Source organism: Bacillus manliponensis (assembly GCF_000712595.1).
GTDB classification, from domain to species: Bacteria; Bacillota; Bacilli; order Bacillales; family Bacillaceae_G; genus Bacillus_A; species Bacillus_A manliponensis.
This window is the reverse complement of the sequence record NZ_JOTN01000013.1, coordinates 1-18,945: the sequence shown is the minus strand read 5'-3', so window position 1 is coordinate 18,945 and position 18,945 is coordinate 1. Positions and strand designations below refer to the sequence as shown.

20 protein-coding genes and 1 pseudogene are annotated in these 18,945 nt (G+C 32.7%); 18 read left to right on the top strand and 3 right to left on the bottom strand.

Annotated elements, in window-relative coordinates; translation table 11 throughout:
* Positions 1-4 precede the first annotated feature (4 nt).
* The 13 genes from BAMA_RS14995 to BAMA_RS14935 all read left to right on the top strand — a co-directional run bounded on the left by BAMA_RS14995 (position 5) and on the right by BAMA_RS14935 (position 11,051).
* On the top strand, positions 5-253 hold the full coding sequence (locus BAMA_RS14995; RefSeq protein WP_034640525.1) for an acyl carrier protein: 249 nt from the start codon (positions 5-7) through the stop codon (positions 251-253).
* Position 254: 1 nt separating this feature from the next.
* On the top strand, positions 255-875 hold the full coding sequence (locus BAMA_RS23545; protein WP_162176067.1) for a nucleotidyltransferase family protein: 621 nt from the start codon (positions 255-257) through the stop codon (positions 873-875).
* Positions 876-877: 2 nt separating this feature from the next.
* Positions 878-1,381, top strand: coding sequence for a (2Fe-2S)-binding protein (locus BAMA_RS14985; RefSeq protein WP_034640522.1), 504 nt, complete (start codon positions 878-880; stop codon positions 1,379-1,381).
* A complete protein-coding gene (locus tag BAMA_RS14980; RefSeq protein WP_034640519.1) occupies positions 1,353-2,396 on the top strand; it encodes an XdhC family protein in 1,044 nt (347 codons plus the stop codon). Before BAMA_RS14985 ends, BAMA_RS14980 begins: the two co-directional genes overlap by 29 nt.
* Before the next feature lie 19 nt (positions 2,397-2,415).
* Positions 2,416-2,667 (top strand): phosphopantetheine-binding protein, encoded by a 252-nt coding sequence (locus BAMA_RS14975; RefSeq protein WP_034640516.1) that lies wholly within the window; start codon positions 2,416-2,418, stop codon positions 2,665-2,667.
* Between the two features lie 15 nt (positions 2,668-2,682).
* Entirely contained in the window at positions 2,683-3,192 is a 510-nt protein-coding gene (locus tag BAMA_RS14970; protein WP_034640513.1) for a peroxiredoxin, read from the top strand.
* On the top strand, positions 3,173-5,503 hold the full coding sequence (locus tag BAMA_RS14965) for a xanthine dehydrogenase family protein molybdopterin-binding subunit (protein WP_034640511.1): 2,331 nt from the start codon (positions 3,173-3,175) through the stop codon (positions 5,501-5,503). The genes BAMA_RS14970 and BAMA_RS14965 overlap by 20 nt, the downstream gene beginning before the upstream one ends.
* A gap of 219 nt (positions 5,504-5,722) precedes the next feature.
* Positions 5,723-6,475, top strand: a complete 753-nt coding sequence (locus BAMA_RS14960; protein WP_034640508.1) for an FAD binding domain-containing protein — start codon at positions 5,723-5,725, stop codon at positions 6,473-6,475.
* Positions 6,466-7,617 carry an acyl-CoA dehydrogenase family protein gene (locus BAMA_RS14955; protein WP_034640507.1) on the top strand — a complete coding sequence of 384 codons (1,152 nt, stop codon included), beginning with the start codon at positions 6,466-6,468 and terminating at the stop codon, positions 7,615-7,617. The genes BAMA_RS14960 and BAMA_RS14955 overlap by 10 nt, the downstream gene beginning before the upstream one ends.
* Before the next feature lie 5 nt (positions 7,618-7,622).
* On the top strand, positions 7,623-8,579 hold the full coding sequence (locus BAMA_RS14950) for a 3-oxoacyl-[acyl-carrier-protein] synthase III C-terminal domain-containing protein (protein WP_034640504.1): 957 nt from the start codon (positions 7,623-7,625) through the stop codon (positions 8,577-8,579).
* A 12-nt stretch (positions 8,580-8,591) separates the two neighbouring features.
* Positions 8,592-9,560 (top strand): beta-ketoacyl-[acyl-carrier-protein] synthase family protein, encoded by a 969-nt coding sequence (locus BAMA_RS14945; protein WP_034640501.1) that lies wholly within the window; start codon positions 8,592-8,594, stop codon positions 9,558-9,560.
* A 29-nt stretch (positions 9,561-9,589) separates the two neighbouring features.
* Positions 9,590-10,753 (top strand): AAA family ATPase, encoded by a 1,164-nt coding sequence (locus tag BAMA_RS14940; RefSeq protein ID WP_034640499.1) that lies wholly within the window; start codon positions 9,590-9,592, stop codon positions 10,751-10,753.
* 10 nt (positions 10,754-10,763) lie between these two features.
* Entirely contained in the window at positions 10,764-11,051 is a 288-nt protein-coding gene (locus tag BAMA_RS14935; protein ID WP_034640496.1) for a hypothetical protein, read from the top strand.
* A 248-nt stretch (positions 11,052-11,299) separates the two neighbouring features.
* Here the strand turns inward: BAMA_RS14935 and BAMA_RS14930 are convergent, their stop codons facing one another.
* On the bottom strand, positions 11,300-12,037 hold the full coding sequence (locus BAMA_RS14930) for an arylamine N-acetyltransferase family protein (protein ID WP_051758967.1): 738 nt from the start codon (positions 12,035-12,037) through the stop codon (positions 11,300-11,302).
* An 899-nt stretch (positions 12,038-12,936) separates the two neighbouring features.
* Here BAMA_RS14930 and BAMA_RS14925 point away from each other — a divergent pair.
* From BAMA_RS14925 to BAMA_RS25190, 4 genes are all read left to right on the top strand, one after another.
* Positions 12,937-13,260, top strand: a complete 324-nt coding sequence (locus BAMA_RS14925; protein ID WP_200874691.1) for a hypothetical protein — start codon at positions 12,937-12,939, stop codon at positions 13,258-13,260.
* A 331-nt stretch (positions 13,261-13,591) separates the two neighbouring features.
* Positions 13,592-14,701 (top strand): tetratricopeptide repeat protein, encoded by a 1,110-nt coding sequence (locus BAMA_RS14920; protein WP_034640493.1) that lies wholly within the window; start codon positions 13,592-13,594, stop codon positions 14,699-14,701.
* Positions 14,698-14,829 carry a hypothetical protein gene (locus BAMA_RS25420; RefSeq protein WP_265182746.1) on the top strand — a complete coding sequence of 44 codons (132 nt, stop codon included), beginning with the start codon at positions 14,698-14,700 and terminating at the stop codon, positions 14,827-14,829. Before BAMA_RS14920 ends, BAMA_RS25420 begins: the two co-directional genes overlap by 4 nt.
* 65 nt (positions 14,830-14,894) lie before the next feature.
* A complete protein-coding gene (locus tag BAMA_RS25190; RefSeq protein ID WP_034640491.1) occupies positions 14,895-15,095 on the top strand; it encodes a hypothetical protein in 201 nt (66 codons plus the stop codon).
* Between the two features lie 13 nt (positions 15,096-15,108).
* Here the strand turns inward: BAMA_RS25190 and BAMA_RS14910 are convergent, their stop codons facing one another.
* The gene (locus BAMA_RS14910) at positions 15,109-15,336 is read right to left on the bottom strand and encodes a hypothetical protein (protein WP_051758966.1); all 228 of its coding nucleotides are present in this window, start codon (positions 15,334-15,336) and stop codon (positions 15,109-15,111) included.
* Positions 15,337-15,998: 662 nt separating this feature from the next.
* Positions 15,999-17,066: a DUF6262 family protein gene (locus BAMA_RS14905; RefSeq protein ID WP_235184462.1), complete on the bottom strand. Its 1,068-nt coding sequence runs from the start codon at positions 17,064-17,066 to the stop codon at positions 15,999-16,001.
* 699 nt (positions 17,067-17,765) lie between these two features.
* Between BAMA_RS14905 and BAMA_RS14900 the strand changes: the two are divergent.
* Positions 17,766-18,945: pseudogene (locus BAMA_RS14900) on the top strand (hypothetical protein); the annotation flags it as partial.

Here is an 18,945-nt window from a genome sequence, read left to right as displayed (position 1 = left end):
CACTATGAAAAAAGAAGAAATATTTGAAAAAGTAAAATCTGTTTTTAAAGATAATGAAATCAGAACAGAAGATTTACAGTTAAGCCATCAACTGGGTTCTGGAGTATTAAAAATTGATTCTGTTAAATTTATGAAATTGATGGTTGATTTAGAAAATGAATTTGATATTGAACTCGATTATAGAGATACTTTTGGACAGGATAATACTCTTGATGAGTTAATTGACTATATACAAACAAAATATGCAAGTTAAAGTGAAAGATCGTATACAACAAAAATTTATAGCATTGGTGTTAGGGGCTGGGAAATCTTCTAGGATGGGGCAGCCTAAGCAATTATTAAAGATAAATCAAGAAATTTTGCTTCAACATGTGGTGAGAAGAATATTAGAGTTAGATTTTTATCGTGTTATTGTGGTTCTAGGCCACTTCAAAGATGAAATCGAGAGTGAACTTTCAACAGAAGTATTACAAAAAATCCATATTGTACACAATAAGGACTATGAGGAGGGTATTTCTACATCAATAAAGATAGGAATACATTCTTGTACAAAGGATATTCCTATCTTTATATTTGTAGGTGATCAGCCTATTATTTGTCCTAAAACAATTACTCGTATGAAAAATCATTACCATAAAATTAAGTTTGATGTAGGACGTATTTTTTATAATGGAACTCCTGCTCACCCTGTTTTGTTGGGAAGAAAAGCGATAAGTATGATAAAGCTGCTGCAAGGAGACAATGGGTTTAGTTCACTAATAAAAAATAAGAATTTAGATACTCAAGATTATCATATAGATGAATGTGTTCCATTAATTGATATTGATCGCCCAGAGGATTATTTGTTATACATTAAATCTATTGAAGGAGCATAGTTGTGAGTGAAAAGCTACCTACTAAACTAGTAATAAATGAAGAAAGAGTTGAAAGAGAGATTTTACCTACTCAGAGATTGGTAGATTTTTTAAGAGAAGACTTAAAGCTGACAGGCACTCATATAGGATGTGACTGTGTCTCTTGTGGTGCTTGTACAGTATTAATAGATGGTAAGCCGATAAAATCTTGTGCTGTACTAACAGCTCAATGTCATGAGAAATCTATAACAACAGTTGAAGGTATTGGTGAGAAGAATAATTTAAGCATTTTACAACAGGCGTTTCAAAAACATTATGCTTTACAATGTGGTTTTTGTACCCCCGGATTTTTAATGATTGGAACTTATATTGTGAATAATTATAAGGAGTTAACAGATTCAGAGATTGCAGAATTGTTAAGAGGTAACTATTGTCGTTGTACAGGATATACACCTATTATTGAGGCAATCAAACATAGTTTAAGTAAGGGGTCTAATGATGAAAGTAGTGGAGAGGTTATTAAATGAGGTAACAAATAACCAAGCTAGTGTATTAGCTACAATTATAGGTACAAAGGGATCTACGTATAGAAAATCAGGGGCAAAAATGGTTGTTAATAGTTCAGGAGAAGCATTTAGTCAATTGAGTGGTGGTTGTATAGAATTTGATTTAATTGAGCGAGCATTGTCTTTAATTGCAAATGAGCAAAAAATTGATATGGCCAGTTATTTAAATCTTACACAGCCTGATCCTATTTTGGGTTTTGATAAAGGTTGTAAAGGAGATATGCATGTATTGTTATTAAACATCAAAAGATTTTCCTCTGAAATACAACACATTAATGCTGCACTTGATAGAAAAGAAAGAGTATTGCTAGGGACGATTATAGATAGTAAAGCAAATCCAGCTTTAATTGGAGAGAGTTTCGTTAAATATGAGAATAAAGAAATGAAAGTACTCAATAATTCAGTTTCTTTCGATCCCATTATTAAAGAAGCTTTAAAAGAAAATATCTTCAATCTAGGAGTTTATCATGATAAGAATGGCGAAATAACCACCTTTACTCAAGTTTTTTATCCAGCCAAAGAAATTATTGTAGTAGGGGCAGGGAATGATGTAATCCCGGTAGTAGAAACTGCGGGAAATTTATCTTATCAAATAACTTTGGCGGATTTTAGGCCTAGTTTAATGCATAAGTTTACTGGAAAATGCAAAGAGATTAACGTGTTGTTGCGAGATTTTGAAGAAATAAAGTCATTTCTTCAAAATAAAAGTCGTGATATTCCAGTTATAATTATGAGCCATGATTTTGCTTTTGACAGTTTATGTTTAAAGAGTGCAATGGATTTAGAATTTAAATATATTGGAGTAATGGGTCCTAGGACGCGCTTACATAACTTATTAAAGGAAACGAACTCTAGTGAAAAAGGAAAAATCCATTGCCCTATTGGATTAGAAATCGGAGCTAAAACACCGGAGGAAATAGCAATTAGTATTTTAAGTGAAATCATCAAGTACTATTCAGGTTATGTTGGTAATTAAGTAGATAGGGAGGATAAAAATGAAGGAAATTAAGGAACGAATTATCAATACATTGGTGGATGCATCAGAGGGTGCTTTAGATAGAGAGATAATTGTACAAGTAAATGATGACATTAATGCTTTGTCACTTAACTCATTAACAATTATTCGATGGTTAGTAAATATGGAAGATGAATTTGATGTTGAATTTGATATGGAAAAGGTGGTTTTGCAAGATAAATTGATTGATTCTTTTGAAAAATTAACGGATTATATCCAAAATCATAACTAATAAGGAGGAAATATAATGATGAACCAAGGAGATCAAGCTATTAATTTTGAATTACCGTCTTCAATGGGGGGCAATGTAAACCTGAAGGAGTATTTAGGTAAATATATTGTATTGTTCTTTTATCCAAAGGATGGTACACCGGGGTGTACAAAAGAGGTTTGCTCGTTTCGAGATAGCTTTGAGAAATTCTTAGAATTTGAGGATGTCGTTTTATTTGGAATCAGTGCGGATGGTTTAGAATCTCATAAGAAGTTTATTGTCAAGAATAATTTACCGTTTGAACTTTTAAGTGATGAGAAATTTGAAGTCGCAAAACAATATGGTGTTTTTGAAGAAAAGAAATTTTTAAAGAAAGTTATTAATTCTATTGTTCGCACTACTTTTATTCTTAATAAAGAAGGAGTTGTTCAAAAAGTCTTCAGAGATGTTAATCCTAATCAGCATGCAGAAGAAGTTCTTGTTGAGATAGCAAATTTAAAGAAATCGAATGAAGAGAGGGAATCTCTTGAGGAAAAATCCTTCTAGAAAAGAAGATCTTAGATTTATTACCGGACAAGGGAGATATGTAGGGGATATTGAGGTTCCTAATATGTATCACGTTGTTTTTGTGAGAAGTTCGGTTTCCCATGCCATTATAGAGGATATTGATTGTAAAGATGCTTTAATCCCTGGAGTCGTAGACATCTTTACATTTAAAGAACTCCCGGATACTTTAGGGGAGGTACCAATGGTTTGGCCAGTTGATACTCTTAAAAATCCAGGCCATCCTTTATTAGCTAAGGATAAAGTTCGACATGTAGGTGAGCCTGTTGTCATGATAATCTCAGAAAGTAGGGAAATAGGATTACATGCAGCAAGTAAAGTCCGTATAAAATACAAGGAATTAAAAAGTGTCACAAGTTTATCTCAAGTTATAAACAAAAATAGTCCTCTTGTTCATGAAGATATTGAGGGGAATATAGCATATGATATAAAAAAAACATTTGGAGATACAGGGATTCTTGAAAGTGCAGAATTTTCTTTTCGAAAGAGAATTACTATCCCTAGAGTAGGGCCGCTCCCATTAGAGACAAGGGGAGTTGTGGCTCAATATGATGGATATACTGATAATTTAACAATATGGAGTTCAACACAATTGCCGCATGTTTTACGATTATCATTATCTCTTGCCACAGGGCATCCTGAAAATCGTCTATTTGTAAAGTGCCCTGATGTAGGAGGGGCTTTTGGTTCGAAGATGAATATTTATCGGGAAGAAATTCTTTTAGCTTATTATGCTAAAAAATTAAAGAAAAATTTAAAGTTTATTGAAACAAGACAAGAACATTTTTTTAATACTACTCAAGGAAGAGATCAAATTCACGATGTAGAAGTTTATTATAATTCTAATGGAAAAATCGTGGGTATAGATTTAGTGTTGCATGCAAATATGGGAGCTTATTTGCATGCAGCTACAACAGGGATGCCAATTTATACTTTAAAAATGCTATCTAATTGTTATGACATTCCTTACATCAATGTAAATGTAAAAGCATATTATACCAACCAAATAGCCATTGATGCTTATAGAGGAGCTGGTAGACCAGAGGCTATTTTTTTATTAGAAAGAATAATTGATATGGTATCTCAAAAGTGCAATAAGAGCCCGATAGAAGTGCGAAAGGAAAATTTTATTAGAGCTACGGATTTTCCGAAAAAGGTAATAACAGGTCTTGAATATGATAGTGGAGACTATCATAAATCATTAGATAAAGTACTTAAGATTAGTGGATATAATGAGTGGAAAAATGAACAAGAAAGAAGAAGAAAAAAGGGAGATATCTATCAATTAGGTATTGGGATATCAAGTTATGTAGAGTTTTGTGGGACAGGTCCTTCTAAAGAAAATAAAGCTTTGGGATTAATGACAAGTGGATTTGAATCTGCAGTTGTACGATTCCATCCTTTAGGCTCTGTAACTGTTATATCTGGCTCATGCCCAGCTGGTCAAGGACATGAAACTACTTGGGCACAAATTGTATCTCGTGAACTAGGTGTTAGCTTTGAAAATATTGAAGTTATTACTGGTGAAACCAGTAATGTTCCTTGGGGAGGCGGGACGTATGGAAGTAGAAGTGCGGCAGTTGGTGGAACGGCCATATATAATGCTTGTCAAAAAATTATTCAAAAATCAAAAATGTACGTTTCTTTAATTTGGAATGTCGATATCTCCCAGGTGAGCTTTGAAAATGGTGTTTTTTTCACAGAAGAGGGAATCTCTATTGGAATCGAAGAAGTGTCTCAAAAGTTATATATAGCTCATGAATTACCTGAAGGTATGGAGCCTGGTTTAGAGGCTACAGTGTTTTTTGAACCTTCGAACCTAACCTTTCCTTTTGGAACACATCTATGCATTGTTGAAATTAATACCATGACTGGTGAACCTAGAATACTAGAATATTTTACAGTGGATGATTGTGGCTATATTATCCATGAGGACATTGTGGAAGGGCAAATTAGAGGAGGGATTGCTCAAGGTATAGGACAAGCCCTTATGGAAGAAATTTGTAATGGAAAATCAAGTTCGATGCCAGTTTCCCAGTCATTTCGAACTTATCAATTACCAAGAGCCTTTGACATTCCCAAAATTACATTAGATAAAACAATCACACCATCTCCTACAAATCCTCTAAAGGTTAAGGGGGTAGGGGAAGCCGGAGCTATTGGAAGTCCGCCAGCTATTATAAATGCTATTGTAGATGCTTTGTCAATTTTTGGCATAGATCATATTGATATGCCTGCTACTTCAGATAAAATATGGGCAGCTATACAAGGTATGGATTTTGCAAATAGTTAATAAAAAGCTAAACGGCGTATTAAGATAAAATACTGTATCTTAAGTTACCGTGTCTGGGAATTAGTTCAGTCATTGAAGAAATATTTTTAGATCAACATAAGACATGATTATCCTTATTAATAAGATTTAAATGTTTGATTGTGAAAGTTTGCACTAACTTAAGGGGTCTAATTGAATTATAAGAATCGAATTATCTAACGTTTTTTATAAGGGGGAAAAATGACTGTATATCTAGCACCAAAAAGTATAGAAGAAGCGGTAATGCTACTATCAAAAGAAAAAGAGAAGGTTACGATAATAAGTGGTGGACAGGTTGTTGTTAATAAGATATCTAAAGGAGAGTTATATCCTGATTATTTAGTGGATGTATCTAATATACAAGAGTTAAAAAGTGTCAGAGAAAATGAGCATAGTATATTTATAGGTGCTTGCGTTACACATACAGAAATAGTGAATAACGATAAAATAAAATTAAATATTCCTGCATTTTGTCAGGCAGCAATAACCATTGGAGATTTACAAGTGCGTAACAGGGCTACGATAGGTGGAACAATTTGTGATGCCAATTTAGCAGGGGATTATTGGGGGGTATGGTATCTAACTAATTCTGAGGTATGGGTTTGTTCTCAAGAGGGGATTAGGAAGGTACCAATTAGAAGTTTAGTAAAGGGACAAAATGAACTGCTTTTAAAACCAGAGGAATTTATTTACGGTATTGAAATTCCAAAACTTCTAGAGAGTGCATACATTAAATTTTATTTAAGAAGTAGACAGATGCTAGGAGTTACTATTGTTCATAATCAAGCTGCTATTACTGGTATCCAATTACATCCTATATTAGTAGATACAATAAGAGAAAATATTTTTGATTTTTTTGATGAAACCCTAATTTCTTCGTATCAAAAATATAAGGTACATATAGCTAATTATTTAATTACCAAATTTAAAAAGGGTGATAATAAATGCAAATAGATTTATTCAAAAAATGGTTAAATCCATACAAAAAATTAATTAGAGAAATTGCTTTAGAAAGTGATAAACAAAATCAGCCAGTGGACAGTTTCGTCAATGACCCCATCTTTAAACCATTACAATTATTTAAAACTCCTTCTAGGTATTGGGATGGAATCACGTTAGAAGATGGTAGTACAATTTTTGGAACTACAGCACTAGAGAACGTATTATTTGTAGAAGAAATTGCTTATGGTGATCCAGGATTATATTTAGCCCTACCAGGGCCTAATCTTTCTGGTACTATTGTGGATAAGATTGGAACCGAAAAGCAAAAGGATGATTTTTTTGGATATTTTATCAACAATAAAGCATGGTCAGCTTTTGCATTGACAGAGCCGTCGGCAGGATCGGATATCGCAAGCATGACTATGCAAGCTGATATGAAAGACAACAATACGTATGTATTGAATGGACAAAAAAGATATGTTGGTAATGGAGCTGTAGCGGATTATATGATCGTTTTTGCAAGAAAAAGAAAAAAGGATGTTCAGAAAAACAATAGTATTTTTTTAGAGGCATTTCTTGTAAATAAACAGAATCATAAGCATGGAATTAATCAATCCATCGACAAAACATTGGGATTGAAAGCAGCTCGCTTGGGTTATATCCATTTCGATGAATGTATAGTCGATGAAAAAGATATCTTAGGATATGACAAAAAGCCTTTAAATAGAGGGATTAGAGGCGCTATGGAAACTTTTCTTCATATGAGGCCAGCTACTGCAGCCATTGCTGTTGGATTAAGTAATGCAATAATTGATTATGTAAAAGAACATATTACATTTGAGTACAATCATTTTATTCTAGATAGACTTCGTTGGGAGGTTGACCGTGGAAGGATTTTAACACTACATGCAGCTAAACTTTCTGATGACGGGGTTTTTAACTCTTATTATTCATCGATGGCTAAACAATATATGAATCAAGTAGTTGTGAAAGTAGCTAGAGAGTGTGTGAGTTTAATGGGTAATCAAGCTTTTGGAGAACATCCTTTGCTCGAAAAGTGGCTGAGAGATGCTAGAATGATAGAGTTCATGGAGGGATCTTCAAATATATTAAAGCTAGACATAAAAAACAAAGTTATGAACGGTAAGGTATAGGGATTATGGAGCCAATTTATTTATCGCATATATCTAGCTACATCCCAGAAAAAAAAGTGGGGGTTGAAGATGTTGCAAAGATGATACGCAACATAAACACCCCTTTTGAAGACACAGATGTAACAAGATTTAAAGAAGAGCTAGGTTTCGAATTTATTCCAATAGAAGATAGATTAAGTTTAGAAGAAATGGTTTATAACGCTTGTAAACCGACAGTTGAACAGGTAAAGAAAGACAGAAAGCCTATAGACTACATCGTATTTGTAAAAACATCTCAAGTATTTTGGCATGAACAAAATGTTTTTAGGAAATTAATTCATGATTTTGATTTAATTGAAGCTCGTACGTTTTCTGTTGGCCAGCAAAATTGTGCTTCAATCCATACAGCATTGTTATTAATTCAGAACCTCATGAATAACAACGATGATGTTAGAGGTGCCTTATTAGTTACAGGGGATAAAGCATTTTATCCAAGCTTACGTCGTATCCCTGATTCATTATTAGGCGATAGTGCTGTTTGTTGTTATCTAAGTAAGGAGATGAAAACGGGGAGACATCGTATTAATGTTGTTCAAAATGATGTCGATGCTGTCACATATAATGGTGTCAATTCTACTACAGAGCAATTAGCTTGGTTTAACACTACTTATTATTTTGCTATTAGACAATTAATAAGGAAAGTATTAAAAGAGGCGCAGTTAGATTTAGATCAGGTCAGTATTATAGTGGGAAGCAATGCAAATTATTTAACTTGGGTGAAGGTTTCTGAAGTGTTAAATTGTTCTATAGATAAATTTTATATTTCTACAATTAAGGAATTAGGACATTTATACTGTGGAGATATTCTTTATAACATTGGCAGTATGGATAAAGAAAAAATACTTAAACCAGGTGACTATTACTTAACCCTTACAGTAGGGTTAGGTGGTACATATGGATGTGCCTTACATCAGTATGTATAAGGAGGTTATTCTATGAAAGAGATTTTTTTATCTTTATTAAATTTTGAAACAGCGAATGAAATTAAATACCAAGATTACATAGAGGATTTTAAGCAGAAAAGTTATTCTGATGAAGACCCTTTATATTGGCTATTTAAAGATAATCGAGGAGTCTTGTCACAATTTCATAATGTAGAGTTGCAAAAAAGTTTTGATTTAGGCAATCCTCATATCCCGGTGTTCGATGAATTACATTCAAATATTCTACTTGAACTATTAAGTAAATCTAATATTTCTCCAAAAAACATAGATGTCTTCTGTTATTGTCATGAAACTATAGAAAGTAGTCATAGTATATTACCGGTGTTAAGAGCAAAAAAGAAACTTGGTTTAAAGAGAAGCCTGCCATTTTCAATTGGACATGCTGGTAGTTTAAATAGCGCTATTGCTATAGAATTAGCTGTCTCTTTACTAAACGGGAATTATGAAAATTTCCTCCTAACTATAGTGGACTCGGTGGTTCCACCCTTTTCGAGGTTTTCGTTTAATGGACATATAAAAGGTGATGGAGCAACATCCATTTTATTAAGTAATAATCAAGGTAGCTATAAAATTAAAGATGTTAAAATTTATCCGAGCTGCCTAAACATAGATTTAAGTAAATGGGGAATCGAGGAGTATATTGAGTCAGAAAATTTAATTGTTGCTAAATATAAAGATTTATCGGATGATATTAATAGCAATGAAAATTCTGTTAAATTTGTTTTACATCAAAATTTATCCTATAGGTTACATTGTAAGTTCGAAGAAATCAATAGTAATATTTCATGGAAAACTATAAAAAGAGAAAGATATCCTAAAGCAAATTTATTAGGTAGTGATATCTTTTATTCTTTAAAAGAACTAGAAGAAAAGAACGTATTAGTTGCTGGGGATGGAATTTTATTGGTTAGCGCTAGTATTGATCATGGAATTGCGGGTATTGTACTAGAAAAGACTTAGTAGTTATAAGATCGGGGGACATATAGTAAATGGTTAGCATATTAACTGAGTTACTCAGACCTCAAAGTTTATCTGAGGTTTTAGGACAAACACATATAAAGAATAAAAATCACCCAATCATGAAAATGTTGAAAAATAATAATTTAAAGTCCGTACTATTGTATGGTCCCCCAGGTACAGGAAAATCAAGTTTAGCAAAAATATTAGCTAGAGCTTCCTCGCTTCCCTATGAAGAAATGAATGCTACGGTACACTCCACTACTGATATTAGGAATGCTATTGACAGCCATTTTGGACCGTTTGTTTTAATACTTGATGAAATTCATTATCTAAATAAGAGGCTACAGAGTATCTTATTATCTTATATGGAGGAAGAAAGGGTAATTTGTATAGGTACAACAACGGAGAATCCTTATAAGACAATTTCACAAGCAATAAGGTCAAGAATGTTCTTAACAAGATTATATCCACCATCTAAAAAAGAAATAAATTTATTATTAGATAGGATAAGGGATGAATTTCCAAATGTGGACGTTGATTCTAATGCACAAGAGTTGTTATTAGGTGCTTATGAAAATGATGTAAGAAAATTTATTACGACTTTAGAATTACTATTTAATTCAGCTGAAGGCATAATAACTGTGGAAGATGTACAGTCTGTACTTGGAGTTTCTCAAGGTGATGATCCATCTAAATTAATGTCAGCCTTTATAAAGTCACTTAGAGGTAGTGATGAAAATGCCTCTGTATACTACCTTTGTCGTATGATAAGGATTGGTGTGCCTGGGAGTCAAATTTTTAGAAGGCTATCTATCTTTGCTGCTGAAGATATAGGATTAGCTAAAATAGATGCTATGCAACAAATTGCTAGTGCGCAACAATTATATAATAATTTAGGTGATGAGGAATATGATTCAATATTAATCTTAGCTAGCTTGGTAACTTATCTCTCTTTTATACCTAAATCTAGGAGTATTGTTACTGCAGTTCAAAAAGCATTTAATGAAATAGAAAATGGTTCGTTACCTGATGTACCGGAATATTTATTAAATTATTATAAAGGAAATGAGAAAGCTGGATCGCAAAGTGCGCCTTTCTTACCTAAGGAATGTGAGACAAGAATATTTTTTGAACCTTGGGATGTAGGACAAGAAGCGAATCTAAGGAAATTTTTAGAAAGAAGAAATAAATAGGGGGGATTTTATGTGGCAAGAATTGCTATTAAAGAAACTAATTTTAAAAATAATTGAAGCGGATAGAGAGAGTTTTAAGGTTGTTGCAGCTTTAAGTGATTTAGATATACATGTAGAAAACAAAACCTTTTTTTCATTATTTAACATATTAAGGGATATGATTGGTGAAGATTGTTTTATAGAAGTGCTAGAGTCTTACGAGAAGGGTGAGGTAACCTTAGAAGAGATGGGGGATATTTTTTACCAGCGTATAGAAAGTAAACATACGAATTTAAGTTCGTCTATTAATGAGAATTGATTTACCCTCAATAAAGTGTATATATTTAGACATATAGTTAGAAAAACGAGGGGCTTGACTTTAGGTTGTTTTAGAAAAATAACCTTTTAAAAAGGTGCACCTAATAGCTAAAAAACAATACACAATAAATGTATTAACTTAAATTAATGCATTTATTGTGTATTGTTTTTTTATAACAAATAACTTTTTTATGACTCCTTCAAGCTTTGCAAAGTAAAGGATAGTTTATATTGAAAAAGACATATTATTTATTCAGTAGATATTCCAAAAAAGTCTAGTAATGGATTGCTTTTTAACTCTTTTATATCAAATGTAAATTTCTCATTGTAGTAAATTATAGAAAGAGTATCGTTAAGCAAATTTACTGTGCCGTACGGAGTTTCAATTGTACATATCCTATTTTCGCTTATTGGATTTGAACTTGTACGAAACCAATCCCAAGATTCCCTAAAGTCTTGTGGCTCACGTTTTTCTTTAGTAAAAACATATTTTGTAGTCCATTCATTTTCTTCTTTTCTCTGTAAACAGTAGCTGTTAACACCCTCTTCAGAATTAATTATTCGAAATGTTCCACTAAAAAAAGAACTACTTACGCCATTAAATGGTAAAGGATGACGAAAAGAGAACTCACCAAACCCAACGTCAACTAAGTAGTCTTGATCAAGATGAACAAGGATAATCATATGGTCTAAAAAGTTCCTTCTTACTTTTCCTGATATTAACGTACATGTAAAGCCTAATTCTTTTAACAGTAGGTACAAAAGGTAATTAATTTCTAGACAGATTCCCCCACGTTTTTCTAAAACAATTTTTTCATAAATTTTTTTGGGTGTCATAAAATCTCTAATCCCTAAAAGATATTCCGTATTTTCATAGGGAACTGTGTAAAGGTGCTGTTCTTGTATTTTGCACAATAATTTAAATTTATCATCCTCTAAATCTAATTTTGTTAAGCCAATACGTGATAAATAAGAGAATATATTCATTAAAAATCACCTTCTTATCAATAGAATAATTTAATCCTAGTAACGGTAGCCTTATGATTTTATGTAAGGGAATCATCTGTTAAAATGGGAAATATTTTGAAGTTTAAAGAGAAATTATAACATAATAAGCTTTTAATAGGAGTTTATTTACCGTTATAAATAGTTAAGCGAGAGACTTAGAACAGCAATTTTTTTACTGTCATACATTAATTATTGATTCAGCGCTCATATAAGCATCTATGCTATTTAAATTTGAATCTAAATAATAGAAATTTTCTCACTTAGGTATAACATTTTTTGTTAAAAAATATAAAAATCGCTAGAATTAGCAGGGGAAAGTATTTATTTTTCTTCTTTTGTTATAAGAGATGTATATATAATGTATCAATCATAACTGGTAAGAAGAGGAAGGATTTTATTTCTCAATATCAAAATGTTCGTAATGTAATAAAATAAATAGTATAAGATGGTTTTTTCTATATAGTCACCCCTGACATAAATTTTACCAAGAAGATAAGCACTCATTAGAGGTGTTTATTTTCTTTTTTATTATAAAATTTCATATACCGTAATTAATGAATGTATAGAACATCTCCATTTTTATAAGGAGGGACGGAGTGCTTAAGCATTGAATGGTTTAAAATTAATCTAAATAGCGATAGAATTTGCATGTATAAGGAATTATCTTACAAAATAAAAGGAAAAGAAAGACAGAAAGAGGGAACCCATGTCCACAAAATTAGTAAATTTACGAATTGATTTTGCATTTAAACAGTTATTTGGTACAAAAGGAAATGGATAAAAAACATAGAATCGCTATGCCTGTATATGGCTATTAGTAAAATAATCCATATTTGATGTTGCATGGTTTGTATCCAGAGCGTTTCCCAAAAAGTATCATGAAAACATATAATTCGTTACGTAAATGGTTTACAACATTCAGTGATACATTTGAGTATTCTCTCGCGTTACAGTTTGCTTGGGAAAATGGATATGAAACAGAAAGTCATTTTGTTCTAGTACATGAAAAATGTGATGAAGTTATTCAATTTGTTTATTGGATTAAAGGAGCAAGTTCTGCTGAAGGTCATTATAATGAACTAACGAAAAAAGAATGGTATTGTACATTAAGTAAATTATATCCTCTTGTCTTAAAAATAAAAGAATTAGGTTTGAAATGTCCTAAGATAAAGCATCCTGAACTTGCGGATTTACAAAGTTAAATTGTTTGGAATTTATTTATCGAAAAGTTGTTATATAAACACATCTTATGCGCGGTAATCTTGATGAAAAGTATTTAAAGGGCTCATGGCAGGGAATGTAAGCTGTCGTTACCTCTGACTAAAATTCCGTAGTTGCCGCTTAACCCCTACTCACATCGATAACGACAGACTGTATAAACTGAGGTTCTACTATATACTACGCTGTTTTTTTGAAATGTATTATAATTGTCTGCGAATTTTGGAGAAAGTTTTTATTAAATATGGTTAAGTGTTTAGTGTCTTAATTTTCTGTTATTATAGATGTAGTATATAGCTATAAAGGAGGGTTTCCATGTACACTATTACAGATAAAGAGAAAACAATAGAGTTACTGAATGATTGGTATGTTGAGATGAGAGCGAGAAACGTAGGGGATGCGCGAAGTATTAAAGAAAAGTTAGAGCTTCAATTCAGCTCATCTATCAATGATGAAATAACTATACAAGACGAAGAATTGTTGTTGTATTATGCTTTGCTAGACTTTAGATATAATCATTTGGTAGATAACTTAAGGATTTCTAAAGATAGTTTTAATAAAATCGAGTCTTTTAGTAAACCGTCAGAGGGTTTTCTTGCCTATTATTATCACTTTTTCAAGGCGATATATTTTAGTGAGGTTGGTAACTTTAACGATGCGAGAGAAGAATATGAAAAGGCTGATAACCTTTTGAAATTCGTTCCCGATAAGCTAGAAAAAGCCGAGTTCTACTACAAATTATCTACATACTATTACTACACGCAGCAGTCACTTTTAGCTGTGAAATACGCAAGCAAAGCGAAAGATATATTTACTAACTACAACGGAAACGAAGTCAACAAAGCTTTCTGCGATAATGTACTAGGTCTAGCTTGTACTTATTTACGAGAGTGGGAACTAGCCGAAGAGCATTTTGCCGCGGCAATGGATCAGTTCCAAAAAGTCGGCGAAGAAAGATTCATCTTAATGACTCGCCACAATCTAGGATGGCTGTATGCAAAGCAAAATTTATCCGAACTTTCGTTACGCTATCTTTCGGAAGTCGTAGAGAAGTCACCGAATCACTACAAAGCTATATACGTGAAAGCGAAAGAGCATTTCAAACTAGGACAAACGGAAGAGGCTAACGCGTTAATTGAACGGGGCTTAAAAATTAGCTATGATTTACAACAAGAAGAGTACCAGCATCGTAATATGATCCTAAAGGCGATGAACAACAATTATTCAGCGGAAAAGCTTGAAGATACAATTTTAACAGGAATTACGTACTTCGATAGAGAAGAATTATATGATAACGTGCAAGACTATTACGAAATACTAGGTGCTAAGTGCTATGAAGAAGAGTTACACGTTAAATCTAGTAAGTATTTCTACTTAGGTATGCAGGCGAAAAAGGAATCGGCAGCGAAAGGAGCGTTAGTATGAAAAAATCATTATTGAGTTTAATGGGATTGGCTTTAGTCTTTACCTTCTCGTTAGGTATTACAGAGAAAGTCGATAACCCTAAGAACAATAAAGTGAGCCTTATGGCAGAGGGCGACGTTGGTGGTTGATGCGACTTTCTAATTTAAAATAGCATTAGTTTTGTATCTATTTTAAATACAAGAGGAGTATGCAGATGTTTAAATTTATTTGGGCTATTGCTTTTGCCTTCATCATGTTTTTTGCAGTACGCAGTTCGTTAATACCTTATGTTGCTTCAAATGAGAGCATTGTTGCTATACTTGTAATTTTTACATTAGTTGTAATAAACTCTTGGATTATACAACTTATACATCGTTTGTATAATAAAAAAATCCGAACTAGGCAAATGACCTAGTTCGGATCTTTTATTATTTAGCGTATTTCATAACCTTTGTGTCAGTATAAACAATTTTCCCGTCCTTCTTTGAAGTCTCGAAAAAAATGGAGTCTGCACTTGTTGGTGGTTTGTAATAGGTTCCGGAATTACCGCCCTTTACCTCAGCATTCGCTCCTGTCGGAAATGAGATTGCAGATAATCCTACTAAAAACGCTAATCCTAAAGAAAGAAAAATTGACAATACTTTGTTTCTTTTCATCAGTTAAACCTCCTTGCAATTATTTGGTACGATTAAGTCGTATATCAATCTATCAATATTTGGAAGAAATATTGATATTTCTCAAATTTAGACCCAATTTTCAATATTTTGTTGAATAACAACTAATATTATAGCTTTCTATTAACACAAGGTTATATACATTATATTTCCGGGTTTTTATAACAAAAAGAGACTCGTATATGAGTCTCAAATTCTATTATGTTTTGGTTTTGAAAAATACAAAATTCACTTAAATTTCGTTTAAAGTTATTTAAAGGCTCGTAAGGGTGTTTTTTAGGGTTTACATAGAATTGTATTAAAAAAAATTTTTGGGTACCTTTAAAACAGAAACTAATACGTCGTTTTCAAGCGTGGATTTATCACTATCTACAGCAAATGAAATTTATATTTAATCATTTTTATTAAATGATATTTATTAAATGATATTTATTAAATGATATTTATTAAACAATAAAAGATTAATATTTGAAATAGGGGTACAGCCGAGATATTCCAATTATCTTAACTTCGATGTGAGAACAATTGAAATATCAATTGTTCTCACACCATTTACATGTATTCAATGTAAATATTGGTTTAAATAAAGTTTACCCTTTTATGATGTGTTATTAAATTAACGCACCGTTCGTTGAATAACAAAGTCACCCAAAAATCTGCGCAGCTATTCCATATAATGTTTTATTACGTGATGGTAATTGCTTTGAATTTTTAATCATTATAGGAGATTGACTTACTTTTACAAAACCATGTTTTTCTAAATGTGACATAAAAGCCCCATTCTCTGATGGAATATTGATTCTTAATTTACCTTGATGGTTGTAAGCCAATTTATCAATTAATAAGGAGGCTATATGATCATTAGGGGCTACAATAGACCCTAGAATTAGATTAATAGGTCCTAAAATAGACAAGCCAAACCCTATGATTGTTCCATAGGAATCTTTGACGACAAGTGCCTCTTTTGTTTGCCTAATCCGATGGATTAGAAAAGTCATTCTTTCTTCGCCAAATGCATTTTTATCTAATTTTACAACTTGAGGTAAATTCTCTTCTCGCATAGGAGTTATTTCCATATCCAAATTATTGTTTGGCTCTATCAAAAGATAGCTATCACTAAGATATTTATGAACAGAGTCTATCGAACAAAATCCCATGCTCTCATACATTGGCTTTCCTTCATGTGTCGCAATTAACATAACCGTGGTATCGTCTGAAATAGAATCTAAACATTTTTGTGTTACTTTTCTTCCTAGCCCATTACCTCTGTAATCTTGATGAACAATGACCAAACCAATAGATGCTAGGCTTGACCCGTAAGGAATAATTGCCGCACTCGATACAATTTCTCCCTCGTTATTCTTGTGTCCGTAAACTCTGCCAGATGACATCACTGTTTGAATTTCATGTATATCATAATCCCATCCAACTAAAGCCGAAAGTGCAATTAACCCGGGTATATCCCGTTCTTCAAGTGCTACTAAATTAAATTCGGTTCTCTCGGATACACTCATTTGAGTTTGTGGGGAATTTAACCCTTCTGGTTGTTTTCGTAATCCCTTTATTCGATTTCGTATTTCTCGATTATTATAAAGAAATGCTTTAGATACACCTGATTCTAGCGCAACTTGATTAAAATTGATTTTAGCCTTTGTTTTTATAAGACGTTGTATTGCTTGATCTACCTTCTTTGATGTCTCTTGGCTTTTCATTAGTGCGTGTATAGACTTAAAATCATTTTATGCCAGATGTTGAATGTATTTTGCAGGGATTAGATTCATTAAGAGTTAAACTAGCCGTAGTTAGTAATAAGACTAGGTCTGGTTCGGTTGTGTTAGCTGCAACCCCAAAGTTGAAGAAGGTGATTCGTAATGGTTGCCGGTTATACGATATACCAAATGAAGAGGATATAATCATTGTTAATCCACAGATGAAATGATAAAACAATTAGAAAAGAACCTTTTCTTACTTCATAAGTTATCTAAAGTAGAATATTGTCCGACAGTTGAAATAACTGTGAAGGAGTATTTATTCTTAAAAGCTGTGAATAACTCGAAAAGTTAATAATAGATACATAAATAGTTAGTATTATATTTATCGTTAATGAAAGTTAAGAAGAATCATAAGTTACCGTTCTAAAAGCCTACAATCATTTTATGCGATTGTAGGCTTTTAGCGTGAATTTATCTAGATACAGAACAAATTATAGAAAAGGGAATTTTTATCAAATCATTTTGCAAATTAATACATAATAAATTCAGAATTTTGATACAATGTTTTTTGTAGAATATGCTAGGAGGGAGATAAAAAGAATGGATGTCCGTTATAAGCCAAAAGAGTGGCAAGAAATGAAATAAGGCATCGATAAGGTAACAAAAGAGGCAATTCCGAAATTAAAAGATATTAATGATATGTTAGGAGACATTGAGGAAAAAATAAGAGAACTCGATTCAGATCGAAGCATTCAATTTGAACACCGCAACAAAGAAAAGGAGCTAAATGAACTACATGATGACTACAATCAATTAGGAAACTTTTGTGATAATGTAGGTGATGTAGTGAAAAGGCACTTTGACAAACCATTCTTAGAAGACATGGATAAGTTTGCTGGAAAAATACGTGACTTGTCTTTGAAAAACTACAAAACAGAAAACCGCATCGGTTCCACAACAACGACAACCACACCAGCCGCACACCGCTCTGGACAAGTACAAACAACTACCACAAAAAAAGATGAAATTACAGTAGAAGATATATTTAAAGATTCTGTTGCTTTTGATGAAGTTCTTCAGGCACAGTACAAAGAAATTAAAATGCAAAATCCAGATTTAGAGCTGAATTATGAAAAATACCGAGAATTGGCACCATCCATGCGAGGATTCGATTATGAAACGATTGCAGAGGGCCAACAAAAGTTAGAGTTTTGGCGTGACCTTGCAATTGCCGGAGCATTAATCATTTTAACAATTACAGTTCCACCACTTGGAATTGCAACTTCTGTCGCTTTTGGCGGATTGGAATTAAAAAGCGCAATAGAAGGGAAAGATTGGGGTACTGGCCGTGAATTAAACACAACGGATCGGGTAGGAAGAGGCGCGTTTGGTGCACTAGACATGATTCCGCTTGTAGGACCAGCTGCAAAATCCTTTCGTGCAATGGATAGCTTTATATCTATGTCAAGGCTTGCGAAAGTACAAGGTGGAGGAGTAAAATTCAATCCAAGTAAGATAGAAAATGTGGTACAATCAATGCAAAATAGTAAAAACCATTTATTTGGAAAATTGAGACTGAAAACTTTAGAAGTTGAAAAATACGGTAACAATAAAATGTATGATACCGTTGAAAAGATAGCAAGAAAAATCGACGAACAAACAGCAAAAGTACCTGTTTATCGAATGAATCAAGACGGAACGCTCGAACGAGTAAGCACGAATCTAGAGGAACAGGCGCATTTAAATCGTATTGATAGCAATCGAAAGATACAGGATGAAATTGATAGTGTTGGTGCTTCACTAGCTAAAATGCAGGCATCAAATGGAATTAAGGGTACAGGTAAACTCCAACTTGGTAAAGAGGACTTGGATTTGTTAA

What these genes read in the sequence shown, in the direction of transcription:
- BAMA_RS14995 (WP_034640525.1), top strand. Translation starts at nt 5, where the DNA reads ATGAAAAAAGAAGAAATATTTGAAAAAGTAAAATCTGTTTTTAAAGAT.
- BAMA_RS14980 (WP_034640519.1), top strand. Translation starts at nt 1,353, where the DNA reads ATGAAAGTAGTGGAGAGGTTATTAAATGAGGTAACAAATAACCAAGCT.
- BAMA_RS14975 (WP_034640516.1), top strand. Translation starts at nt 2,416, where the DNA reads ATGAAGGAAATTAAGGAACGAATTATCAATACATTGGTGGATGCATCA.
- BAMA_RS14970 (WP_034640513.1), top strand. Translation starts at nt 2,683, where the DNA reads ATGATGAACCAAGGAGATCAAGCTATTAATTTTGAATTACCGTCTTCA.
- BAMA_RS14960 (WP_034640508.1), top strand. Translation starts at nt 5,723, where the DNA reads ATGACTGTATATCTAGCACCAAAAAGTATAGAAGAAGCGGTAATGCTA.
- BAMA_RS14955 (WP_034640507.1), top strand. Translation starts at nt 6,466, where the DNA reads ATGCAAATAGATTTATTCAAAAAATGGTTAAATCCATACAAAAAATTA.
- BAMA_RS14950 (WP_034640504.1), top strand. Translation starts at nt 7,623, where the DNA reads ATGGAGCCAATTTATTTATCGCATATATCTAGCTACATCCCAGAAAAA.
- BAMA_RS14945 (WP_034640501.1), top strand. Translation starts at nt 8,592, where the DNA reads ATGAAAGAGATTTTTTTATCTTTATTAAATTTTGAAACAGCGAATGAA.
- BAMA_RS14940 (WP_034640499.1), top strand. Translation starts at nt 9,590, where the DNA reads ATGGTTAGCATATTAACTGAGTTACTCAGACCTCAAAGTTTATCTGAG.
- BAMA_RS14935 (WP_034640496.1), top strand. Translation starts at nt 10,764, where the DNA reads ATGTGGCAAGAATTGCTATTAAAGAAACTAATTTTAAAAATAATTGAA.
- BAMA_RS14930 (WP_051758967.1), bottom strand. Translation starts at nt 12,037, where the DNA reads ATGAATATATTCTCTTATTTATCACGTATTGGCTTAACAAAATTAGAT.
- BAMA_RS14925 (WP_200874691.1), top strand. Translation starts at nt 12,937, where the DNA reads ATGAAAACATATAATTCGTTACGTAAATGGTTTACAACATTCAGTGAT.
- BAMA_RS14920 (WP_034640493.1), top strand. Translation starts at nt 13,592, where the DNA reads ATGTACACTATTACAGATAAAGAGAAAACAATAGAGTTACTGAATGAT.
- BAMA_RS25420 (WP_265182746.1), top strand. Translation starts at nt 14,698, where the DNA reads ATGAAAAAATCATTATTGAGTTTAATGGGATTGGCTTTAGTCTTTACC.
- BAMA_RS25190 (WP_034640491.1), top strand. Translation starts at nt 14,895, where the DNA reads ATGTTTAAATTTATTTGGGCTATTGCTTTTGCCTTCATCATGTTTTTT.
- BAMA_RS14910 (WP_051758966.1), bottom strand. Translation starts at nt 15,336, where the DNA reads ATGAAAAGAAACAAAGTATTGTCAATTTTTCTTTCTTTAGGATTAGCG.
- BAMA_RS14905 (WP_235184462.1), bottom strand. Translation starts at nt 17,066, where the DNA reads ATGAAAAGCCAAGAGACATCAAAGAAGGTAGATCAAGCAATACAACGT.